Below are 19,079 nucleotides of genomic sequence, written 5' to 3' on the forward strand. Positions count from 1 at the left end.
TTGTATAAGAATAGGTCTCTCCTACATGCAACAGCACTTCCATTTTGATGCCATTGTTATTGGCTCGGGTCCTGGCGGTGAAGGTGCCGCTATGGGGTTGGTCAAGCAAGGTGCCCGTGTTGCCGTAATTGAACGGTATAATAATGTGGGCGGTGGATGTACCCATTGGGGCACTATCCCTTCCAAAGCTTTGCGCCACGCCGTTAGCCGTATTATCGAATTCAACCAAAATCCACTCTACAGCGACAATGCCCGAACCATCAGTTCTTCTTTCGCTGATATTTTAAACCATGCTGATCGTGTTATTAATCAACAGACACGTATGCGTCAGGGTTTTTACGATCGCAATCACTGCCATATGTTTTCAGGCGATGCCAGCTTTATTGATGCCAATACTATCAACGTGCGTTATGCCGATGGCACCAACGATACACTACGCGCTGATAACATTGTTATTGCTACAGGTTCACGCCCCTATCGCCCGGCGAATGTTGATTTTAGCCATGAACGGATTTACGACAGCGATACCATTTTACAGCTCAGCCATGAACCTCAGCACGTCATTATCTATGGCGCAGGGGTTATTGGTTGTGAATATGCTTCAATCTTCCGTGGTTTGAGCGTCAAAGTTGATTTAATCAATACCCGCGACCGCCTACTGGCCTTCCTTGATCAGGAAATGTCAGATGCCCTCTCTTACCACTTCTGGAATAACGGTGTCGTTATCCGTCACAACGAAGAGTTTGAGCAAATTGAGGGAACCCTTGATGGGGTTATTGTCCATCTGAAATCAGGTAAAAAGGTCAAAGCAGACTGCTTGTTGTATGCCAATGGTCGTACCGGTAATACCGGCGGTTTAGGGTTGGAAAACATCGGCCTGGAAGCTGATAGCCGTGGTCTGCTGAAGGTCAATAGCATGTACCAGACAGCGCTGCCCCATGTGTATGCGGTGGGTGATGTGATTGGTTATCCGAGCCTGGCCTCTGCGGCCTATGATCAGGGGCGTATCGCGGCACAAGCGATGATCAAAGGTGAAGCCAACGTTCATTTGATTGAAGATATTCCGACAGGTATTTATACCATCCCGGAAATCAGTTCTGTTGGTAAAACCGAGCAAGATTTGACCGCGATGAAAGTGCCCTACGAGGTCGGCCGGGCGCAATTTAAACATCTGGCGCGCGCGCAAATCGTCGGGATGGATACCGGTAGCTTAAAAATCCTGTTCCATCGAGAAACCAAGCAGATCTTGGGTATTCATTGCTTTGGCGAACGTGCAGCGGAAATTATCCACATCGGACAGGCGATTATGGAACAGAAAGGAGAAGGCAATACTATCGAATATTTCGTTAATACGACCTTCAACTATCCGACGATGGCTGAAGCCTATCGTGTGGCAGCACTGAACGGTTTAAATCGCCTGTTCTAGCTTTTCCTTGATAACATCTGGATTCATACGCGGTTGCATGTGTTCACGTATCGCCTCCGCCAGTTGCTCATAGCGGCCACGCAGTGGGGAACCGGGGCGGTACACCAACGCGATAGTGCGTTTAGGCACAGGCTTGTAGCACTCCAGATAGCATACACCATCACGCTTGCGCTCATTCGGTACCGCCAACGACGGCAGCAAAGTAATGCCGCTCCCCGCAGCCACCATATTACGCAGAGTTTCCAAACTGGTGGCGCGGAAATGGGTGTCTTCCTCTGCACCGGCCTGGAAACAGAAGCCCATCGCCTGATCGCGCAGGCAGTGGCCATCTTCCAACATCAATAATTTCTCACCCGCCAGCTCATGCATTTGCACTCTGTCACGATCGGCCCATGGATGATCGGCATAAATAGCCAGGCTCATCGGCTCATCAAATAGCGGAACTTCGATAAAAGCTTCGGTCTCTTTGACCAGTGCCAGAATGGCACAGTCCAGCTTGCCACTGTCCAACTGAGCCAGAAGATTCTGGGTTTGTGCTTCATGCAGATACATTTCCAGTTTCGGGAATGCCTTATGCAACATGGGAATGATTTGCGGCAACAAATAAGGCCCGACAGTAGGTATCAGGCCGATATGCAGTGGACCGGACATGCTTTCGCCCTGCAAGCTGGCCATCTCTTTCAGTACCTTTACTTCTCGCAATATAGTTCTGGCTTGTTCCACTAGCAACAGCCCAGCCTGCGTAAACAAGACCTTACGGCTAGTGCGCTCCAGCAACATCACGCCCAACTCATCTTCCAGCTTACGAATCTGACCACTTAATGTGGGTTGGCTGACATGGCAAGAGTCGGCAGCACGCCGGAAATGCCTGAATTCAGCCAGCGCCACCAAGTATTCTAAATCACGAATATTCATCTGTGCTCCGCTTTATGATAGCCATTGACGATAGATAAGATAGCAATCAGTGATTAGATCTATCAAGTGATAAAATGAATAATGTGCCCCAACGAAAAGATATTCATAAAAATTTAAATATTTTATTTTTTAATTAAGGAGTTACAGATGTTTACTAGCCAAGAAGGTAAAAAAATCCCACAAGTAACTTTCCATACCCGTCAGGGGGACCAGTGGGTTGATGTAACCACTGACGATTTGTTCAGCAATAAAACAGTGATTGTATTTTCACTACCGGGTGCATTTACCCCGACTTGTTCTTCCAGCCATCTGCCACGCTATAACGAACTGGCCGCTGTGTTTAAACAGCACGGTGTTGATAGCATTCTGTGCGTATCAGTCAACGATACCTTCGTGATGAATGCCTGGAAAGCTGATCAGCATGCTGAAAATATTACTTTCGTTCCAGATGGTAACGGCGAATTCACCAAGGGCATGAACATGCTGGTTGAGAAAGCTGATCTGGGCTTCGGTCCACGTTCATGGCGTTACTCGATGCTGGTGCGTAACGGTGTGGTTGAGAAAATGTTTGTGGAGCCAAATAAGCCGGGTGACCCGTTTGAAGTGTCCGATGCCGATACCATGCTGAAATATCTGGCACCCGACTTTAAAGTACAGGAATCGGTATCTGTCTTTACCAAACCGGGCTGCCCATTCTGTGCCAAAGCGAAACAAATGCTGCAAGAACGCGGGATTCAGTATGAGGAGATCGTGCTGGGTAAAGATGCGACAACCGTCAGCTTGCGTGCTGTCACTGGTCGTGGAACTGTGCCACAAGTATTTATCGGTGGCCGTCATATTGGTGGCAGTGATGATTTGGAAAATTACTTATCTGCTTAATAATATTAATAGAGTGAAGATAATGTGAATACCCAAAGTCATTGGAGTTACAGGTAGGCGGCAAGTGAACTCATCTCGATGAGCTTACTTATTTTTAAGGTCAAGACCAGTAAGTGATTCGGGTGACAAATCTGCCGGGAGCAGATTTGAACGCTGCTGGCAGCGGCCTCGCAGAGGCGAGGCCCAAGGATGGGCCGAGTAACAAATGTAGCCAGCAACCCTGTAGCTTCAAATACGAAGGGTATACTTGGTAGGCTTCGGCCTACCCTTTTTATGTTAGGAGCAGACATGAAAACCTTAAACGTTGATGTCGCCGTAATTGGCGGCGGCACTGCCGGACTTGGCGCTTATCGCGCTGCCAAACTGTCAACCCCAAGTGTGGTGATGATTGAAGGTGGCGAATACGGTACCACCTGTGCACGCGTTGGTTGCATGCCATCCAAACTGCTGATTGCAGCAGCCGAAGCCGTACATCATATTGAAAAAGCGCCTAAATTTGGTATTCACCCGCAAGGCGATATTCTGATTAATGGCCGTGAAGTGATGAGTCGTGTTAAACGTGAGCGCGACCGGTTTGTTGGTTTTGTGCTGGAGGGTGTAGATAACATTCCAGCCGCGGACAAAATTCAAGGCTATGCCCGTTTCATTGATGATAATACGCTACAAGTTGATGATCATACGAGTATTGTTGCGCAGCGTATCGTGATTGCGACTGGCTCCCGCCCAACCTGGCCCACAGCCTGGGATGAGCTGGGTGACCGACTGATAGTTAATGATGATGTGTTTAGCTGGGATGACCTACCCGAATCTGTTGCGGTATTCGGACCTGGTGTTATTGGTCTGGAACTCGGTCAGGCACTGCACCGGCTGGGCGTTCAAGTAAAAATGTTCGGTGTCGGTGGTGGTGTTGGCCCACTGACTGACAGCATTGTACGTAATTACGCCGCGAAAACCTTGGGTGAAGAGTTCTATCTTGACCCAGACGTGAAAGTGGAAGTCATGCAGCGTGAGGGGGATAAAGTCTTTATCCGCTATCTGGATAAAACCGGTAAACCGCAAGAGACCATGGTTGATTACGTGTTAGCTGCCACTGGTCGTCGCCCTAATGTGGATAAACGGGGTCTGGAAAATACGTCCCTCATTCTGGACGAACGAGGGGTTCCGCAAGCTGATCGACTTACCCTGCAAACCAGCGTGCCACATATCTTTATCGCCGGTGATGCCAGTAACCAATTACCATTACTGCATGAGGCTAGCGATCAAGCCCGTATCGCCGGAGTGAATGCAGGTGGATTCCCTGAAGTGGTTCCCGGCTTACGTCGCAGCCCTATCTCGGTTGTTTTCTCTGACCCACAAATTGCGATGGTAGGCTCAACCTTCCGTGAGTTATCACAAAAATTCAGTGCATGTGGTTGTTTTGAAATCGGTGAAGTCTCTTTTGAAAATCAGGGGCGCTCGCGTGTCATGCTGAAAAACAAAGGTATTTTGCGCGTTTATGGCGAACAGGGAACCGGCCGTTTCCTCGGCGCCGAGATGATGGGGCCGAGTGCCGAACATATCGCACATCTGTTAGCTTGGGCACATCAACAACAGATGACCATCAATCAAATGCTGGATATGCCATTTTATCACCCAGTCATTGAAGAAGGCTTGCGTACTGCGCTGCGTGATTTACAGTCCAAGTTAAGGTTGGGTACCGATGAGGCTGAACGCTGCCTGCGCTGCCCAGGTGACTAATTTAACTCGCGGAAGTTTTTTTGTTTTCCCACACCGGGCTTTATGCCCGGTTTTTTATTCCTTATTTTGCGCACTGCTTCCATGAATTGAATCATCCCGCTTGGCATCTGAAGCCGTAATGCCCACTATTTGTTCAATTCTAGTCGTTTTAAAACGGCACTAGTGGGTCTATCACTATTGATTTGATACCACTAATGATACTAAAATGGAGGCACTATGAAAGACATGGACAGTCGGGTTGCTCAGATTAAAGCTAACCCCGCTGGGGTTAAATTCCGCGAACTCGTCAAAATCTGTAATTTTTACTTTGGCTTTCCCAGGCATTACTCCAGTAGTCATCATGTCTATGGTACTCCCTGGCAAGGAGACCCTCGGATCAACATTCAAAAGGACAGCAGCGGAATGGCCAAATTTTATCAGGTAAAACAGGTGATCGCTGCATTGGCTAAACTCGAGGAAATGGATAATGGTTAACATCGAACACTATACGTATCGGATTACTTGGTCGGCAGAAGATAATGAGTTTGTTGGTTTGTGTGCGGAATTCCCTGGCTTGTCATGGCTTGCAAAAGAGCGCTTCGAAGCCTTGGCAGGTATCACTGCGTTGGTTGCCGATATTCTGCGCGACATGCAGACTCATGGTGAAATACCACCACAACCCTTGGCAGAAAAGCATTATAGCGGGAAACTGGTTCTTCGCTTACCACCGGAACAGCACCGGCGTCTGGCAATTAATGCCTCGGAGGAAGGAATTAGTCTAAACCGCTATCTGTGCGCTCGGTTGGCTATCTGAATAAGACTAAACAGGGCGAAGTTTATCCCCTGTTTAGCCAAACTACTCGCCTTATAGATTGCCGTGCTCGTTACCGCTATTACTCGCGTTTATTTTTTAAATCAAAACCAATGGGCAGAGCTAATGTTATTTGCCCATGCAATAACAACTCGGCAGGTGGTTTAGGTAATGGCTGAGCACGTTTAATAAGTGCCAATGCTTCATGATCTAAAATAGCGGCCCCACTGCTTTTTATAAGCTGAGCAGATAGAACATGCCCATCTTTATTGACCACAAAACGGATAGTGGCGATGCCTTGTTGTCGCTGTTTTCTGGCTCTGGGTGGATAGCGTTTAAACTCCACCAGATGCCCTTGCAAGCGGCTTCGCCAATTCATTTTAACCTTTTGTTTATGCACGGAATCACTATTTGCTGCGGCAGCAATTTGATGGCTCTCGCCAGATAGTGTTGTGCTGGCTACGGCTGCTGGCGGAGAAGGCTTATTGCGGTTTTCTGGTGTTTCCTCAATGACAGGTTTACGCGGTTTCATTACTTGCTGTTGTGGACGTTTTATTTTCACTGGTTCTTCTACAGGTTCTTCTTCAGTGATTTCCACCTCTTTCTCAACTAGCAGTACAGCATTAGGTTGCTCAGGTGCTGTCAGCAAATTACTCACGTCTTCTGGTTGAGCTTCCTGTTGTTCAACCTGCGGTTCGTTAAAAGTCTGTTGTATTCCCACCACCGGATTTTGTTCCACGTTTTGGGTGAACTGCGTTTCTGCCGACAAGGTAAGCATCACTGCCGCCGGGGCGTCATCAGGATGTTTAACCAGTACAGATTCGGTACTCAGCAACCAGAGCAGGTACATATGGGTGCTGCTGGTAAACATGGCACTCCCCCACCAAAGAAGAGTGCGGGTATTATTTTTTCTTATCATCATGAATTAAATCGCCATATTCCTTTATCTTCCATGAGTTACCAACAGTGACTCGCCAAAAGCGTTATTCTTCAGCAAATGCTACATGCAGGCGATCCGCTAACGGTTTAAACAGATAATTGAGTAATGATCTTTCCCCGGTTCGGATAAAGACATCAACAGACATACCGGGCCGGATGGCCAACTCGGTTTGAGACATATCAATAGCGACGGTTAAAGGGTAATAAGGCTGTGAGGTTTGCGGATGCTGTATACGGTCGGCCCCAACATGTAATACAGAACCGTATAATTTAGGGGTATTACTCTGATTAAAAGCAGAAAAATTGAGATCAACGGGTAAGCCTGCTCTGGCCTTATCAATTAGCTCTACTGGTAACTGGGCTTCAACTAATAATGGTTGCCCACTGGGGACCAGTTCCATTAATGTTTGCCCGCTACTCACCACGCCTCCCACCGTATGCTGAGCCAGAGCAATAACCGCACCACTGACTGGGGCATATATCCGGGTATTATCCAACTCATATTCTGCTATGCTCAAACGCTGCTTCAAGTCTTGGGTATTTTGCTGCGCTTTCGCTAATTGCTCACGATTCTCACTTTGATACTGTTCACGCCGTTGTGAAATATGCTGTTCGGTTTCATCAATTAGTTTATGAGCCTCTTCAATATCACTGGTATCCTGCTCTACCCGTGCATGGAGTGATATCGCCTGACGCTCCATATCCAGTAACTGATTGTTAGCAACATGACCATTTTTCGCCAACAGTTGAACACCTTGTAATTGTCGTTGGAATAAGTCCGATTGACGCTGATTATTACGCCGCATCGCCTGCAAGCCATTCAACCGGTCTTGATGACGCGTAATTTGCGCAGATAGCCGAGCAATCTCACTCAATTGAGCCTGGCGACGGTGATGGAAAAGTTGTTGCTGCAAGACAATATTACGTTCAACCAGCGGTTGGGTTGGATGCAGGAGTAATGTTTCAGGAAAAATAATTTCACTCACACCATCCTGCTCAGCGGTTAAGCGAGCCTCCTGCGCCAAAGCACTTAAGTACTGATTTTTCAGGCTATCCCGCTGACTACGAATCACTGAATCATCCATGGTGATGAGTAATTGCCCTATGGTTACCTCTTCCCCTTCAGCAATATGTAACTGTTGGATACGCCCCCCTTGCAGGGGCTGGATAACTTTGCGATTTTCAGCAACCACAACCTGGCCAATAACCGCAATCCCTTTATCCAGTGGTGCCAGCGCAGCCCAAAGTAAAAAACCAATAAAACCACCGACAACCAGTAACCCACCAAGATTTAGATAGTAGCAACTATTTATCTGTGGCCGTAATCGGTTTTGCTGCTGATGGTTTTCATCAGTAACTGGAAAACGGCTTGATTCAGGTAGCATTGTTTTATCTCCCTCCGTGGTGTTTATTTTTGTGATGCGGTGCGAATGGGAGCAACGTCATATGACACCCCACTACCCCAGCCATTACGCGTGTTAAATGCTTTGGTCTCAGGTTCAACTGCTGCTTTATCTTTTATTTTCAATATGCTCTGAGTACGATCAAACAGCTCTATTTGCCCACTTTTTAAAAACAATAAGTAATCACTACCCGATAACAGTTCTGGTTTATGGGTGACCATCACAATCGTGCTGCCCTGCTGTTTTAGCTGGCAAATGCCAGCTAATAAGGCTTTTTCACCTTCTTTATCCAAACTGGCATTTGGCTCATCTAATACGATAAGCCTTGGTATCCCATACACAGCCCGCGCCAAGGCGATTCGCTGCCGCTGGCCGCCGGATAACCCTTCGCCTTCGTCTCCTAGCTGAGAGTCATAGCCTTGCGGTAGATGCAGAATCAAGTCATGCACATCGGCTAATTGTGCGGCAGCAATAACTTTTGCATTATCAATCGGGCCAAAACGCGCAATGTTTTCAGCAATTGAACCGCGAAATAGCTGAATATCTTGGGGTAGATAACCAATAAAGGCCCCTAAATGGCTTTTATCCCACTGAGAAATGTCTGCACTGTCTAGACGAACCGAGCCACTGAATGCAGATTGGCTTGCGACCAACAACTTCGCCAGAGTGGATTTACCACTGCCTGACGGCCCCAAAATGCCAAGCACATCACCGGGTTGCAGTTCAAAGTTGATAGATTGCAATACCGGAATATGTGTTCCCGGTTTGCAAACTGTAAGTTGTGTGACGCTTAATTTGCCCTGTGGAGGCGGCAAAATCATACCAGTAGCGGGTTGAGGCTGTTGCGCCAACAGATAAGAGAGACGTTGGTAGGCCAGTCGCGTGTGACTCCACTGTTTCCAAACCGCAATCAGTTGATCAATTGGCCCTAACACCCGACCGACCAAGATAGAGCCAGCAATCATCACACCTGCGGTAATAGCACCATCGATTACCAACAACGCGCCTAGCCCCAACATCATAGATTGCAACGCCTGACGGCTAGATTTGGATAAAGCCGTCACGCGGCTGCTTTTATCGCTGGCAACATTTTGCTGATAGAGAAATTGAGAGTGTTGCCTCAGCCAGCGTTCACGTAAGGCTTTTAACATCCCCATTGCTTGGATGGCATCTGCATTGCGCAAATTCGCATTAGCATGCTGTGTTGCTTGTGCCGTGATTATTGAGGCTTCTTTTAGCGGCTTTTTACATATCCAATGATTGAGCCAAGCCAAAAATATCAATATACAAGCGCCGGCGGCTGCCAGTGCCCCCAGCCAAGGGTGGAGGAGAAAAATCACCAGCAAATACAACGGGAACCACGGCGCATCAAAAAAGGCAAACAAAGCACTGCCCGTCGCGAACTGGCGCAGAGAAGTTAAATCATTCAATGCCTGAGCCGCAGGTGTTTTATGGCCCATAAGTTGGGAAGCAAAAGCAGCATTAAAGACTCGTTGATTAAGCTGCATATCAATACGTGTGCCCAGCCGAATAACTACCGCACTGCGAATCCATTCTAATAGTCCAATAAAGGCAAATATGCTCAATACTAGAATCGTCAGCATTAATAGCGTCATGGTATTCGCTGAAGCGAGAACACGATCATAAACTTGTAGCATGTAGATTGCGGGTGCCAACATCAGCAGATTGATTACAGCAGTAAATAGCCCTATACCCCAGAGACTTTTTTTATGATGGGCCAGAGCTGAGAATATCGTTGGCGATGCCGACGAAGAGCTAGCGTTTTTGCTTGATTCCATGGCATCAATTTCCATACAGAATGTATATTCTTCGTAATAATTCCTGCGACTGATATTAAATTAAAGTAATATATATTTATCAGAACAGATTGATGTTCAAAAGAAAGTCATTTTCAGAAAAGCAACAAAATGAACTACCGCCTATATAGTAATAAAAAGTGAATTAGAGAATATGGCGGTAGTATTATTTTTCTAACCAGAAAGTCATTTGTCGGTTGTCTTTATTACGCGGCTAATAATATGTCACTCCCGTCAGTTACACCAATAGTGTCAATAACCGGCATATCAACAATAACGTCAAACTGAGTGGCAGTCGCCATATCGTTAAGTGGTATGTTTACATCAATACCTTGGGCTTTGAGGAGTTCCAGCATAGGGGTAGCATTACCTCTCAATAAATTGTAAATGCCTTCACCCTCGCCACCTTGGTAAGGTTTTCCTGGCTCTGCATGCATCGTTCTGGACAATGAACATACCGAATAATAAAAATCACCGTCAATACTTAAACCATCTAGTCTCAACTGTACTTGATCAAGCTGCTTAGGGGTATTAGAGGTGTTATCTGCATTAGGAACAAATGAATTACCAAATTCTAAGGATTGGATGTAATTCCCCCGTTCCATGAAGCCATTATCACCCAATAGAGTTCCACCAATAATTAGCGCGGCTGGCCCATCTGGGTTTTGAAATTCAGCCAGAGCGATTCTATTATTATCCATATCAGTGCCGCTGGAAAAAGTATAATTATCATGGATGTTGGGTATGTTAATTAAGTCACCATAAGCCGCAGCCCACTGGTGAGCATAAGAGGAAATAGTTTCATATTTAATTGATTCATTGTATTTTAGAGTTACTGTCATAATGATATCCTTTTAATTTTAAATAATACTTTATCATTGAACAATCTTTACTACTGAATAAATTATTTAATCCACTTAAATAATTTTAAAGTTAATATACAACACTAACTTTGTTAAACGTTAAGCGGCTAATAATAGCTCACTGCTATCAGCCACGGTGTCAATGACGGGTATATCAACAATAACGTCAAACTGACTGGCAAGCGCCAAATCTTTGAGTGGCGTGTTTACATCTACACCTTGGGATTCGAGTATTTTTAGTATGGAAGCGTTATTGCCCCTCAGCAGGCCATAGACACCAAGATCCATATCACTCGGATAGCTATTATCTCTAAGCATTGCATAAAGGATCTCTAAAAAAGAGATATCAATATCATTTGAGATATCTAATCCGCTGAATTTCAGTTGCACTTGCTGGAGTTGAAGCTGATGAAACTGAGGATCCTCTAAGTTAATATCAGGAATAGGAATTAAATTCGCACCAAATTGCAGACTTTCGTTTTCACCGGGAATGATGGGAGACACTTCGGATAACTTCACTCCGTGAGCTTCCATAACCATCGCCGCGTGTACTCCCTTAGATTCCATCACTATTGCAGCTTTACTTTGAGGGGAGCTATTTTGAATCGCGAGTTTTATACCAACGGTGGGCGAATTTGGACCAGCCGAGTAAATACTATATCCTCCGTCACCCGACTTTTGAGCTATATCACCAAAATCAGTGGCCCACCAGTAGGTATAAGAAGAGATAGTTTCATTTTTAAATTCTTCATGATACTTAATCGTCACAGTCATATTAAAATCCCTTTAATTAAAAATATCACTCATCATTAAGTTATATTATTCTGTAGGTAAATTAATCTGCGAATTTTAATCTAATATTTAAAATATCAATATGAACCACCGCCGCAGCCAAGAAGAAACCAGATCTACCAGAGTACGGTGGTGGCGCACTTATACTCATTACAAATACACTGACACATATTACACAGCAGCGAGAATCAACCAGAAAATCCTTTCCCGGCGGTTCTATTTATTAAGCGGCTAACAACATATCGCTGCTTTCAATCACACCAACGGTATCAATCATTGGTGCATCTGACGCCATAACGTCAAATTGGCTGGCGATTGGCATATCCTTCAGTGGGGTATTCACATCAATACCCTTAGCGGCGAGGATTTCCAACAATGGTTCTGCATTGCCTCTCATCAAACCGTAGGTGGCTTTATGCATATCCCCTTGATGGTTTTCTACCATTGTTTTGGTAGGGTCAAATTCACCGGTCAGATCTATGCCACTCAATTTCACTTCCACTTGGTCAAGCTGTTTACCAGTGATATCTGAGTTATCTTTCAAGTTTTTACCCAACTCCAAGTTTGCCATTTTCCCGTGGAAGGTATGGTGGGCCATATTATAGTTCAAATCACCCTCTACGATCATTGCAGTACTAGCACCACTATGAGAGCTGCCAATTGAATATTGGTTACCACTAAACCACCCCCCGCCAGAAAATTGACCAACGTCCTTGGCATAGCCTGGTGCCTGCGTGTCTTTTATATCACCATGAATGGTAGCCCACTGCTGAGTATAAGAGGTTAGAGTGTCGTTACTGAATTGGCTTTGATATTGGATCGTTACTGTCATGATAAATTTCCTTATTGTTAACAACCATTATATGACTCATCACTGAGTCAGTGTGACTACAGACGAAGTTATTATTCCATCTGAAGATTTTAAATTCATATTTAGTATGTTTATTTAAGGCTTCATATTTAACATTGATAACTAAAATTTATATTCAAAACCGCCCTGAATAGTTCGACCACGATTTGGCGCAAAAGAAAGTGAATCACCATAACTGACTATATAAGCGCGATTAGTTATATTTTCTATTGTGCTACGCAAAGTTAAATTATTAGTTACCTTATAACTAGCATAAAGATCAAATAAGGTATATTTCGGCCAATCCGCAACATAAGCGGTATTAGCGTGGCCGTAGCTATTAATAACCGATGCGTCTTGATGTCCTTTGTTATAGCGAATAATGGTGCCGAGATCTAGCTTTTTATCAAATAATCTTCCACCTAAAGTTAAACTGCCACGATCACCGGGCAAATAAGCAGAAGAACCAAATAAGTTATTCCCCGCCAAGCAATCAATCATATTGTTCATGTTATCATTTTCGAGAGGATAAATACCATCCTTATTAGATGTAAAGGTTTGCGCTCCACCTAACCAAGCCCTTTTAGAACAAAAGTTATTAACACCAATCATTCTGGTATAATTTAAACTGGTATAAAAAAAACCCATGTCATAGCTTAATTGATATTCAAGACCACGAAAACGGGCTGCCAATAAATTATTAATGTAGGTAGCATTTGCAAAGGAACCGTAACCTAGCAGTGGTTTGGTCTTGGATAATTCAAGATTAATATAATTGCTGACGCGGGTATCAAAGTAGGCCATTTTGGCCACCAGGCGGTCTTGTTCACTAAACAGATTACTGTGTTGAATATTAATGCCCGCTTCCCAGGCTTTGGAATGCTCTGCGGCCAGAAACGGATTGGGCAAAATCCAGCCGTGACCATGTGCACTGCCGGTCGCCAGCACTTCGGTAATCGCCGGTGGCCGCCAGGATTTGCCGTAATTACCAAAAAACTCCAGCCACTGCACACCAGGTTTGATACCGATAGCCAAGGTGGGCGAAAGCTGTTGTTCACGGCGATCCACATCCCAGGTCATTTTGACCGTGTTATTATAGGAGCACCGCCTGTTTTCAGCGAGATGTTGCTCATGTATCTTTGTGTTGCATGGGTTTTCACGGGAATAGTTGCTAAGGAAAGATTTGCTCTGCATCCAGGTATTACCCTTTAAGCGAAATTGATCATAACGCAGGCCACCTTCCAGCCGCAGCCAGTCTGCATGTTCGTAATTCAACTGGGCAAAGGTGCTGGTCATGGTGCGCTTGCCGGGTGGGGTGACACCCAGCATTGTTTCTTGAGTTGAGTTGCCGGTGGAGCGGTCACTAAACCACTCGAGGCCATATTTGACTTGTAATTGATGGTGGTCGGCGAAGGTAAAGTAATTGGTATTTTGCAGTTGTAAACCACGGGTGTTCAAACGGGTTTGAGTCCAAAACTTTTTACAAAAAACGGCATCAGAACACAGGGTATCGGTTTCATCATTGGTATCAACGTAATAGATTTTAGCCGCCACATCCAGCCAGGCAATATGTTCAGGCTTGAGGCTATAATCCAACCCTATACTACGGTTCAGCACATCACTTACGCTGCTCTTTTTCCAGCCCATTTTAATTCTACGGTAGGGATCTGACTTATCGACAATCTGCGTTAACATACTGGCATTGGGGCTATTTATTTGCGTTTGCAAATAGCTGAGTACCAGCCGTTGGTCGGCGGGCAAATTCCAGCCCAGTTTAGCGAGCCGTGAGCTCATTTTATAGTTGGCAAATTCAACTTTGTTATTTGTAATTTCTCTGCCTAAAACTGGGGCGGCTTCTCTGCCAAAACGAAGAGCACCAATATCCCCTTTATTGCCGGGCCAATAATCTTTTAGATTGCGCTCACTGGCAGCAATTAATAGATCACCATATTCATTACCCAGCGCCAGGACACCACCACCAATAAACTGAGTGCCATTATCACCGGTCATGGCACGTATTTGCCCCCCCAGTTCTTTGCCCGGTTCGAGGAAATCACTGGCATTGACTGTATTAAAGGTGGCAACCCCACCAATGACGCCAGCACCGCCCATACCGCTGGTGGCCCCCTTTTCAATCACAACACTACTCAATATTTCTGGATCGATATACATCACACCATGGCGCTGACCATGACCGCTTTTCATAAAGTTTTGCCGCATGCCGTCAATATTCATATTGACGCGGCCGTAGTCTTGGATACCACGGATATTCACGGAAAGCGCGGGGTCTTGCTGGCTGACGCTGGAATAGACACCGGGAGTTTGTTCCAATATATCTGCCGCATGGCGGGCAGGGCGATTATCCAATTGTTCGCGAGAGATTTCACTGACTGAGTGCAGCTCATCATATACCCAGTCACCGTCCTGGGAGTTATTCGCTCCTTCTACCTTGAGTTTATCCAATAGCATATCATTTTCAGCCGAAGGGGTTACCGTTGCCTCCGCACGAACTTTGCCAGAATAGCCTTGCGCTGTTGCCAGAGCTATAAATATACCAAGGGCAATTTTATTCATTGAGGTTATTATTTTTCTTTTATCTCTCACTATATTGTCCATTTATTAGATTTCATCCTTACGATATGAATATAATTAACCTGTTAACTATTTTAGTTCTTGAATAGCAGACGTGATAATGGCCAGCAATAAATCTAATGCCGGATAACCAGAGATGTTTGAACAAAGGAAAGTCATTATCTATTAACGATATGACTGACCTTTTTCAAAATAGAAAAATCATAAAGAATTAAATCTAATAGCAGCCCAGCCACTTTATTAATGGATCAGGTAATGCAGGAATAAAATAGGTTTTCGGCTATTTTGAATTATATGTCTCTATTTTTAATCTTAGTAGAGGTTTCACTACAACGCCACTGGTTGATAATGATTATCATAATCACTAAGAGGTATAAACTCAACTGAATATTAAAATTAAAATCTTATTAGGCTGAAAATATTGGTTTTATAACGTAGATTAAATAAGAAAAATAATCGTTAGAGTAACGTCAATCAAAATAAAACAATATGAAAAATAACATGTAAATTATTTCAAATACGTTTAAATGTAAAATGGGCCACTATAAAGCGGCCCATTATCAATATTAATAGCTAACTAATTAAATTAGGCGTGCTTTCGCTTCGACAATAGCAGAAGCCACTTGCTGTGGTGAGACCCCACCTTTAGCAACACGTTTATCCAGGCAAGATTGCAATGCCAGAATCGGATAAACATCATCGCCAATCACTGCGCTGAACTTCTGCAAATCAGCCAGCAAGAGTGCTTCCAGCGCTTTACCCTGACGAATAGCTTCAACGACCGCTTCACCAACAATATGGTGCGCCTCACGGAAGGGTACGCCCTTGGCGACCAGATAATCAGCCAGTTCAGTGGCATTGGCGTAACCCTGTTCTGCCGCTTCTTTACAACGTGGCCGTTTTACCTGAATACCGTCTAATACCAGCGCCGCCATATGCAGGCAATCGAGCCAGGTATCCAACGCATCAAACAGCCCTTCTTTGTCTTCCTGCATGTCTTTGTTATAAGCAAGAGGCAAGCCTTTCAACGTCATCATCATTCCGGTCAATGCACCTTGTACCCGGCCACATTTACCACGGATTAATTCCAACGCATCTGGGTTTTTCTTCTGTGGCATCAAGGAAGAACCGGAGGTCACACGATCCGATAAATCAACAAAAGCCGCTTCGCCACTGTTGAAGAAGATCAGATCCTCAGCAAAACGAGACAAATGCACCATGCCGATGCTGGCATCAGACAGTAGCTCTAAGACGTGGTCGCGGTCTGAAACACTGTCGAGGCTGTTGCGAGTGGCAGAGGCGAAACCTAACCAGCTAGCCAGTTGTTCGCGATCGATGTCATAGGCAGTACCTGCCAATGCCCCACTGCCCAATGGGCTGACATCCAAGCGCGTCAGGGTATCTTGCAGTCGGCTTTGGTCACGCGACAGCATTTCTGCATACGCCAGACACCAGTGAGCAAAAGTCACCGGTTGAGCACGTTGCAAGTGGGTATAACCCGGCATGACGGCATCCTGATTCGCTTCGGCTGTGGCAACCAGCGCCTGCTGCAACTGCTTAACCGCAGTTTGTAATTCAGTAATCTGGAATTTGCACCACAATTTCAGATCGGTCGCCACCTGATCATTACGGCTACGGCCGGTATGCAGTTTTTTACCTAAATCGCCAACTTTATCAATCAGTTTGGTTTCGACCCAACTGTGAATATCTTCAGCATCACTGTGCAAGATAGCCTGCGGATCGGCCTGCACTTCTTTTTGCAATGCATCAAGTGCCTGTTCCAGTTGTTGCTGTTCGGTAGCCGTTAATACCCCAACCGTCACTAGCGCTTTCGACCAGGCAACAGAACCGATAATATCCTGCTCCGCCAGCCGATAATCAAACCGCAGTGAATCGTTGAATTGCTTGAAACGCTGATCTGCCGCCTGACTGAACCGCCCGCCCCACAATGCCATAATCTTTCTTCCCTAGTTTCAGAATAAAAACTCATAATATACCCAAAGTAGTTGGAGTGGCAGCAAGGCAGCAAACGCACGAATCCCGTTGAGCTGACTCAAGTCAGTGATTCGGGTGAGTAAGAGCCGCTAACAGCGCTGCAACTTCAAATAAGAAGGGTATTTAGGCCAGAATACGTGTGCCAATTGGCTCACCATTAAACAGTGCCGGTAACTGATCCGCATGACGCCAACTGGCAATATCTACCGGGCGGCCTAGTGAGCGTGCTGCATCCAGTGCTGCGTTCACTTTAACTACCATACCATCGGTGATGATGCCTTGAGCAATGAGTTGCTCGGCCTTTTGCGCCGTCATTTCAGCAATCCGTTGGCCTTTACCATCCAGTATGCCACTAACATCAGACAACAAGATCAAATCTGCCCCAAGGGTGGCGGCTAACGCGGTGGCTGCCTGATCGGCATTCACATTCATCAGTTGGCCGTCGGCAGTAATACCAATGGAGCTGATAATGGGCATGTAATCCGCAGCCAGCAAGGTATTCACCAAAGTAGGTGATCCCGGCTGAGCATTACCCACATGCCCCAGCTCGGCATCCAGTAGCGTTACCGAGACGGTTCCACCATCGCCCAGACACAAGCCAACAGCATTAATATTATGTTTCACCGCCCAAGACAGCAGGGTTTTGTTAGCGGTGCCAGCCAGTGCGCCGGTAATGATATCAATCTGATCAGCAGGGGTGACGCGTAAGCCGTTTTTCTTCACTACTGGCAAAGCGAGTTTTTTCATCAGAATGTCAACCAGACAACCGCCACCGTGCATAATCACTAGCGGGCGCTCATGCTTTTCGCGATAAGTCACCAATGCAGTAAACAGGCGTTCCAGCGCTTCTTCGCTGTCGAGCAACACGCCACCTAATTTAATGACTAACGGATTCATCATTTTTGCGCCTTATTTAATCGGGTAAAATTTATGGGTTTACAGGCATGACCGCAACCAGCAATTTCGGCTAGTGACTTACCTTGCCCCACAACAGAGACTCGGTTTCTGTAAAACCAAAACGTATATTCATGCATTGTACAGCCTGAGCTGCCGCACCTTTCAGTAGGTTATCTTCAGTAGCGACAATAATTAAATGTTCGCCTTGCACCGAGAAACCAATATCGCAGAAAGGCAAACCAACCACCGCTTTCAACGCGGGAACACCCTGCTGATACAACCGCACCAGCGGTTTATCCTGATAAGCATGGTGATACGCGTCGGCAATATCTTGCGCCGTAATACCCGCGTTCAGACGGCAGGTAATGGTCGCCAAAATGCCCCGGGCGAAATTACCCAAGTGCGGGGTAAAAATAACTGGCGTGCCAAGGTGAGCCACAATTTCTGGATGATGACGATGATTAAACAAGCCGTAGGGCTGTAAACTCACTTCACAGAAACTGTTGCCGATACTGGCCTTACGCCCTGCGCCGCTGACGCCACTGACCGCATTAATCACCGGCCACTGTGCTTCATTCAATAATTTGCTATCAACCAACGGCTTAAGCGCTAATTGCGATGCGGTTGGATAACAGCCTGGTACCGCGATCAACTGTGCCTGCTTAATCTCTTCTGCCTGCCATTCAGCAAGCCCATAGACGGCTTTATCCAGCCAATCGGGATGTTTATGTTCAAAACCATAATACTGACGGTAAAACGCCGTATCTTTAACCCGAAACGCACCGGAGAGATCGAATACTACACAACCGGCAGCTAAAAATTGCGGCGCTAAATCATGGCTGACCTCGTGGGCGGTAGCGAGGAACACAACATCAACCCCTTTTGCCGCCTGAGCCACATCCACCAAGGGTTGCAGCGGGAGATCAATAATGCCTTTTAGCTGCGGATGCAGGTCAGAAAGTAATTTTCCTGCATCTGCACTTTGCGCTGAAACCGTTAAACCGGTTATGTTCATATGTGGGTGACGACTCAGGTAAGCCGTAAGCTCCGCTCCGGCATAACCACTGGCACCAACAATTAGCGTATTCAACATGGGTTCAGTTCACCTTACCCTGCTTACTTGACGTTGCAGCAGTGCTTATTACTCACTTGCCGCCTACCTGCAACTCCAAGTACTTTGGGTA

The 19,079-nt window shown here is 45.8% G+C and carries 16 protein-coding genes; 5 read left to right on the plus strand and 11 right to left on the minus strand.

Translation table 11 applies throughout. The features are described 5' to 3' along the window. Positions 1-25 precede the first annotated feature (25 nt). Entirely contained in the window at positions 26-1,426 is a 1,401-nt protein-coding gene (gene sthA / locus Q2T72_RS20980; protein ID WP_083161820.1) for a Si-specific NAD(P)(+) transhydrogenase, read from the plus strand. On the opposite strand, the gene oxyR is transcribed toward sthA, so the two are convergent. Further along, the gene (gene oxyR / locus Q2T72_RS20985; protein WP_372569775.1) at positions 1,409-2,341 is read right to left on the minus strand and encodes a DNA-binding transcriptional regulator OxyR; all 933 of its coding nucleotides are present in this window, start codon (positions 2,339-2,341) and stop codon (positions 1,409-1,411) included. The two genes, sthA and oxyR, sit on opposite strands and share 18 nt — an antisense overlap. Positions 2,342-2,488: 147 nt before the next feature. Between oxyR and Q2T72_RS20990 the strand changes: the two genes are divergently transcribed. The 4 genes from Q2T72_RS20990 to Q2T72_RS21005 all read left to right on the plus strand — a co-directional run bounded on the left by Q2T72_RS20990 (position 2,489) and on the right by Q2T72_RS21005 (position 5,750). Then, a complete protein-coding gene (locus Q2T72_RS20990; protein ID WP_083161816.1) occupies positions 2,489-3,220 on the plus strand; it encodes a glutathione peroxidase in 732 nt (243 codons plus the stop codon). A 288-nt stretch (positions 3,221-3,508) separates the two neighbouring features. Then, positions 3,509-4,957: a dihydrolipoyl dehydrogenase gene (locus Q2T72_RS20995; RefSeq protein ID WP_372569776.1), complete on the plus strand. Its 1,449-nt coding sequence runs from the start codon at positions 3,509-3,511 to the stop codon at positions 4,955-4,957. 216 nt (positions 4,958-5,173) lie between these two features. Continuing rightward, a complete protein-coding gene (locus tag Q2T72_RS21000) occupies positions 5,174-5,431 on the plus strand; it encodes a toxin HicA (RefSeq protein WP_083161812.1) in 258 nt (85 codons plus the stop codon). After that, on the plus strand, positions 5,424-5,750 hold the full coding sequence (locus Q2T72_RS21005) for a type II toxin-antitoxin system HicB family antitoxin (RefSeq protein WP_083161810.1): 327 nt from the start codon (positions 5,424-5,426) through the stop codon (positions 5,748-5,750). The genes Q2T72_RS21000 and Q2T72_RS21005 overlap by 8 nt, the downstream gene beginning before the upstream one ends. Before the next feature lie 79 nt (positions 5,751-5,829). Here Q2T72_RS21005 and Q2T72_RS21010 read toward each other — a convergent pair whose 3' ends face one another. The 10 genes from Q2T72_RS21010 to argC all read right to left on the minus strand — a co-directional run bounded on the left by Q2T72_RS21010 (position 5,830) and on the right by argC (position 18,988). Continuing rightward, positions 5,830-6,669 (minus strand): energy transducer TonB, encoded by an 840-nt coding sequence (locus Q2T72_RS21010; RefSeq protein ID WP_193784761.1) that lies wholly within the window; start codon positions 6,667-6,669, stop codon positions 5,830-5,832. A gap of 61 nt (positions 6,670-6,730) precedes the next feature. After that, positions 6,731-8,071, minus strand: a complete 1,341-nt coding sequence (locus tag Q2T72_RS21015) for an HlyD family type I secretion periplasmic adaptor subunit (RefSeq protein ID WP_372569777.1) — start codon at positions 8,069-8,071, stop codon at positions 6,731-6,733. A 23-nt stretch (positions 8,072-8,094) separates the two neighbouring features. Then, on the minus strand, positions 8,095-9,888 hold the full coding sequence (locus tag Q2T72_RS21020) for a type I secretion system permease/ATPase (protein ID WP_083163988.1): 1,794 nt from the start codon (positions 9,886-9,888) through the stop codon (positions 8,095-8,097). 224 nt (positions 9,889-10,112) lie between these two features. Then, positions 10,113-10,748: a heme acquisition protein HasA gene (locus tag Q2T72_RS21025; protein WP_372569778.1), complete on the minus strand. Its 636-nt coding sequence runs from the start codon at positions 10,746-10,748 to the stop codon at positions 10,113-10,115. Between the two features lie 120 nt (positions 10,749-10,868). Then, positions 10,869-11,543 carry a heme acquisition protein HasA gene (locus tag Q2T72_RS21030; protein ID WP_372569779.1) on the minus strand — a complete coding sequence of 225 codons (675 nt, stop codon included), beginning with the start codon at positions 11,541-11,543 and terminating at the stop codon, positions 10,869-10,871. Between the two features lie 241 nt (positions 11,544-11,784). After that, the gene (locus tag Q2T72_RS21035; RefSeq protein ID WP_083161802.1) at positions 11,785-12,393 is read right to left on the minus strand and encodes a heme acquisition protein HasA; all 609 of its coding nucleotides are present in this window, start codon (positions 12,391-12,393) and stop codon (positions 11,785-11,787) included. Positions 12,394-12,534: 141 nt separating this feature from the next. After that, positions 12,535-15,027: a TonB-dependent hemoglobin/transferrin/lactoferrin family receptor gene (locus tag Q2T72_RS21040; RefSeq protein WP_193784759.1), complete on the minus strand. Its 2,493-nt coding sequence runs from the start codon at positions 15,025-15,027 to the stop codon at positions 12,535-12,537. Between the two features lie 557 nt (positions 15,028-15,584). Then, the gene (gene argH, locus Q2T72_RS21045) at positions 15,585-16,958 is read right to left on the minus strand and encodes an argininosuccinate lyase (protein ID WP_083161800.1); all 1,374 of its coding nucleotides are present in this window, start codon (positions 16,956-16,958) and stop codon (positions 15,585-15,587) included. A gap of 163 nt (positions 16,959-17,121) precedes the next feature. Next, positions 17,122-17,895: an acetylglutamate kinase gene (argB, locus tag Q2T72_RS21050; RefSeq protein ID WP_083163986.1), complete on the minus strand. Its 774-nt coding sequence runs from the start codon at positions 17,893-17,895 to the stop codon at positions 17,122-17,124. A gap of 70 nt (positions 17,896-17,965) precedes the next feature. Next, on the minus strand, positions 17,966-18,988 hold the full coding sequence (gene argC / locus Q2T72_RS21055; RefSeq protein ID WP_083161798.1) for an N-acetyl-gamma-glutamyl-phosphate reductase: 1,023 nt from the start codon (positions 18,986-18,988) through the stop codon (positions 17,966-17,968). Positions 18,989-19,079 lie beyond the last annotated feature (91 nt).

It is taken from the genome of Yersinia sp. 2466 StPb PI (assembly GCF_041538325.1).
GTDB classification, from domain to species: domain Bacteria; phylum Pseudomonadota; class Gammaproteobacteria; order Enterobacterales; family Enterobacteriaceae; genus Yersinia; species Yersinia enterocolitica_E.

Coding starts and splice junctions, on each gene's coding strand:
- Q2T72_RS20990 (WP_083161816.1), top strand. CDS start 2,489: ATGTTTACTAGCCAAGAAGGTAAAAAAATCCCACAAGTAACTTTCCAT.
- Q2T72_RS21010 (WP_193784761.1), bottom strand. CDS start 6,669: ATGATGATAAGAAAAAATAATACCCGCACTCTTCTTTGGTGGGGGAGT.
- Q2T72_RS21015 (WP_372569777.1), bottom strand. CDS start 8,071: ATGCTACCTGAATCAAGCCGTTTTCCAGTTACTGATGAAAACCATCAG.
- Q2T72_RS21020 (WP_083163988.1), bottom strand. CDS start 9,888: ATGGAATCAAGCAAAAACGCTAGCTCTTCGTCGGCATCGCCAACGATA.
- oxyR (WP_372569775.1), bottom strand. CDS start 2,341: ATGAATATTCGTGATTTAGAATACTTGGTGGCGCTGGCTGAATTCAGG.
- Q2T72_RS21040 (WP_193784759.1), bottom strand. CDS start 15,027: ATGGACAATATAGTGAGAGATAAAAGAAAAATAATAACCTCAATGAAT.
- Q2T72_RS21035 (WP_083161802.1), bottom strand. CDS start 12,393: ATGACAGTAACGATCCAATATCAAAGCCAATTCAGTAACGACACTCTA.
- argC (WP_083161798.1), bottom strand. CDS start 18,988: ATGTTGAATACGCTAATTGTTGGTGCCAGTGGTTATGCCGGAGCGGAG.
- Q2T72_RS21030 (WP_372569779.1), bottom strand. CDS start 11,543: ATGACTGTGACGATTAAGTATCATGAAGAATTTAAAAATGAAACTATC.
- Q2T72_RS20995 (WP_372569776.1), top strand. CDS start 3,509: ATGAAAACCTTAAACGTTGATGTCGCCGTAATTGGCGGCGGCACTGCC.
- sthA (WP_083161820.1), top strand. CDS start 26: ATGCAACAGCACTTCCATTTTGATGCCATTGTTATTGGCTCGGGTCCT.
- argH (WP_083161800.1), bottom strand. CDS start 16,958: ATGGCATTGTGGGGCGGGCGGTTCAGTCAGGCGGCAGATCAGCGTTTC.
- argB (WP_083163986.1), bottom strand. CDS start 17,895: ATGAATCCGTTAGTCATTAAATTAGGTGGCGTGTTGCTCGACAGCGAA.
- Q2T72_RS21005 (WP_083161810.1), top strand. CDS start 5,424: ATGGTTAACATCGAACACTATACGTATCGGATTACTTGGTCGGCAGAA.
- Q2T72_RS21000 (WP_083161812.1), top strand. CDS start 5,174: ATGAAAGACATGGACAGTCGGGTTGCTCAGATTAAAGCTAACCCCGCT.
- Q2T72_RS21025 (WP_372569778.1), bottom strand. CDS start 10,748: ATGACAGTAACTCTAAAATACAATGAATCAATTAAATATGAAACTATT.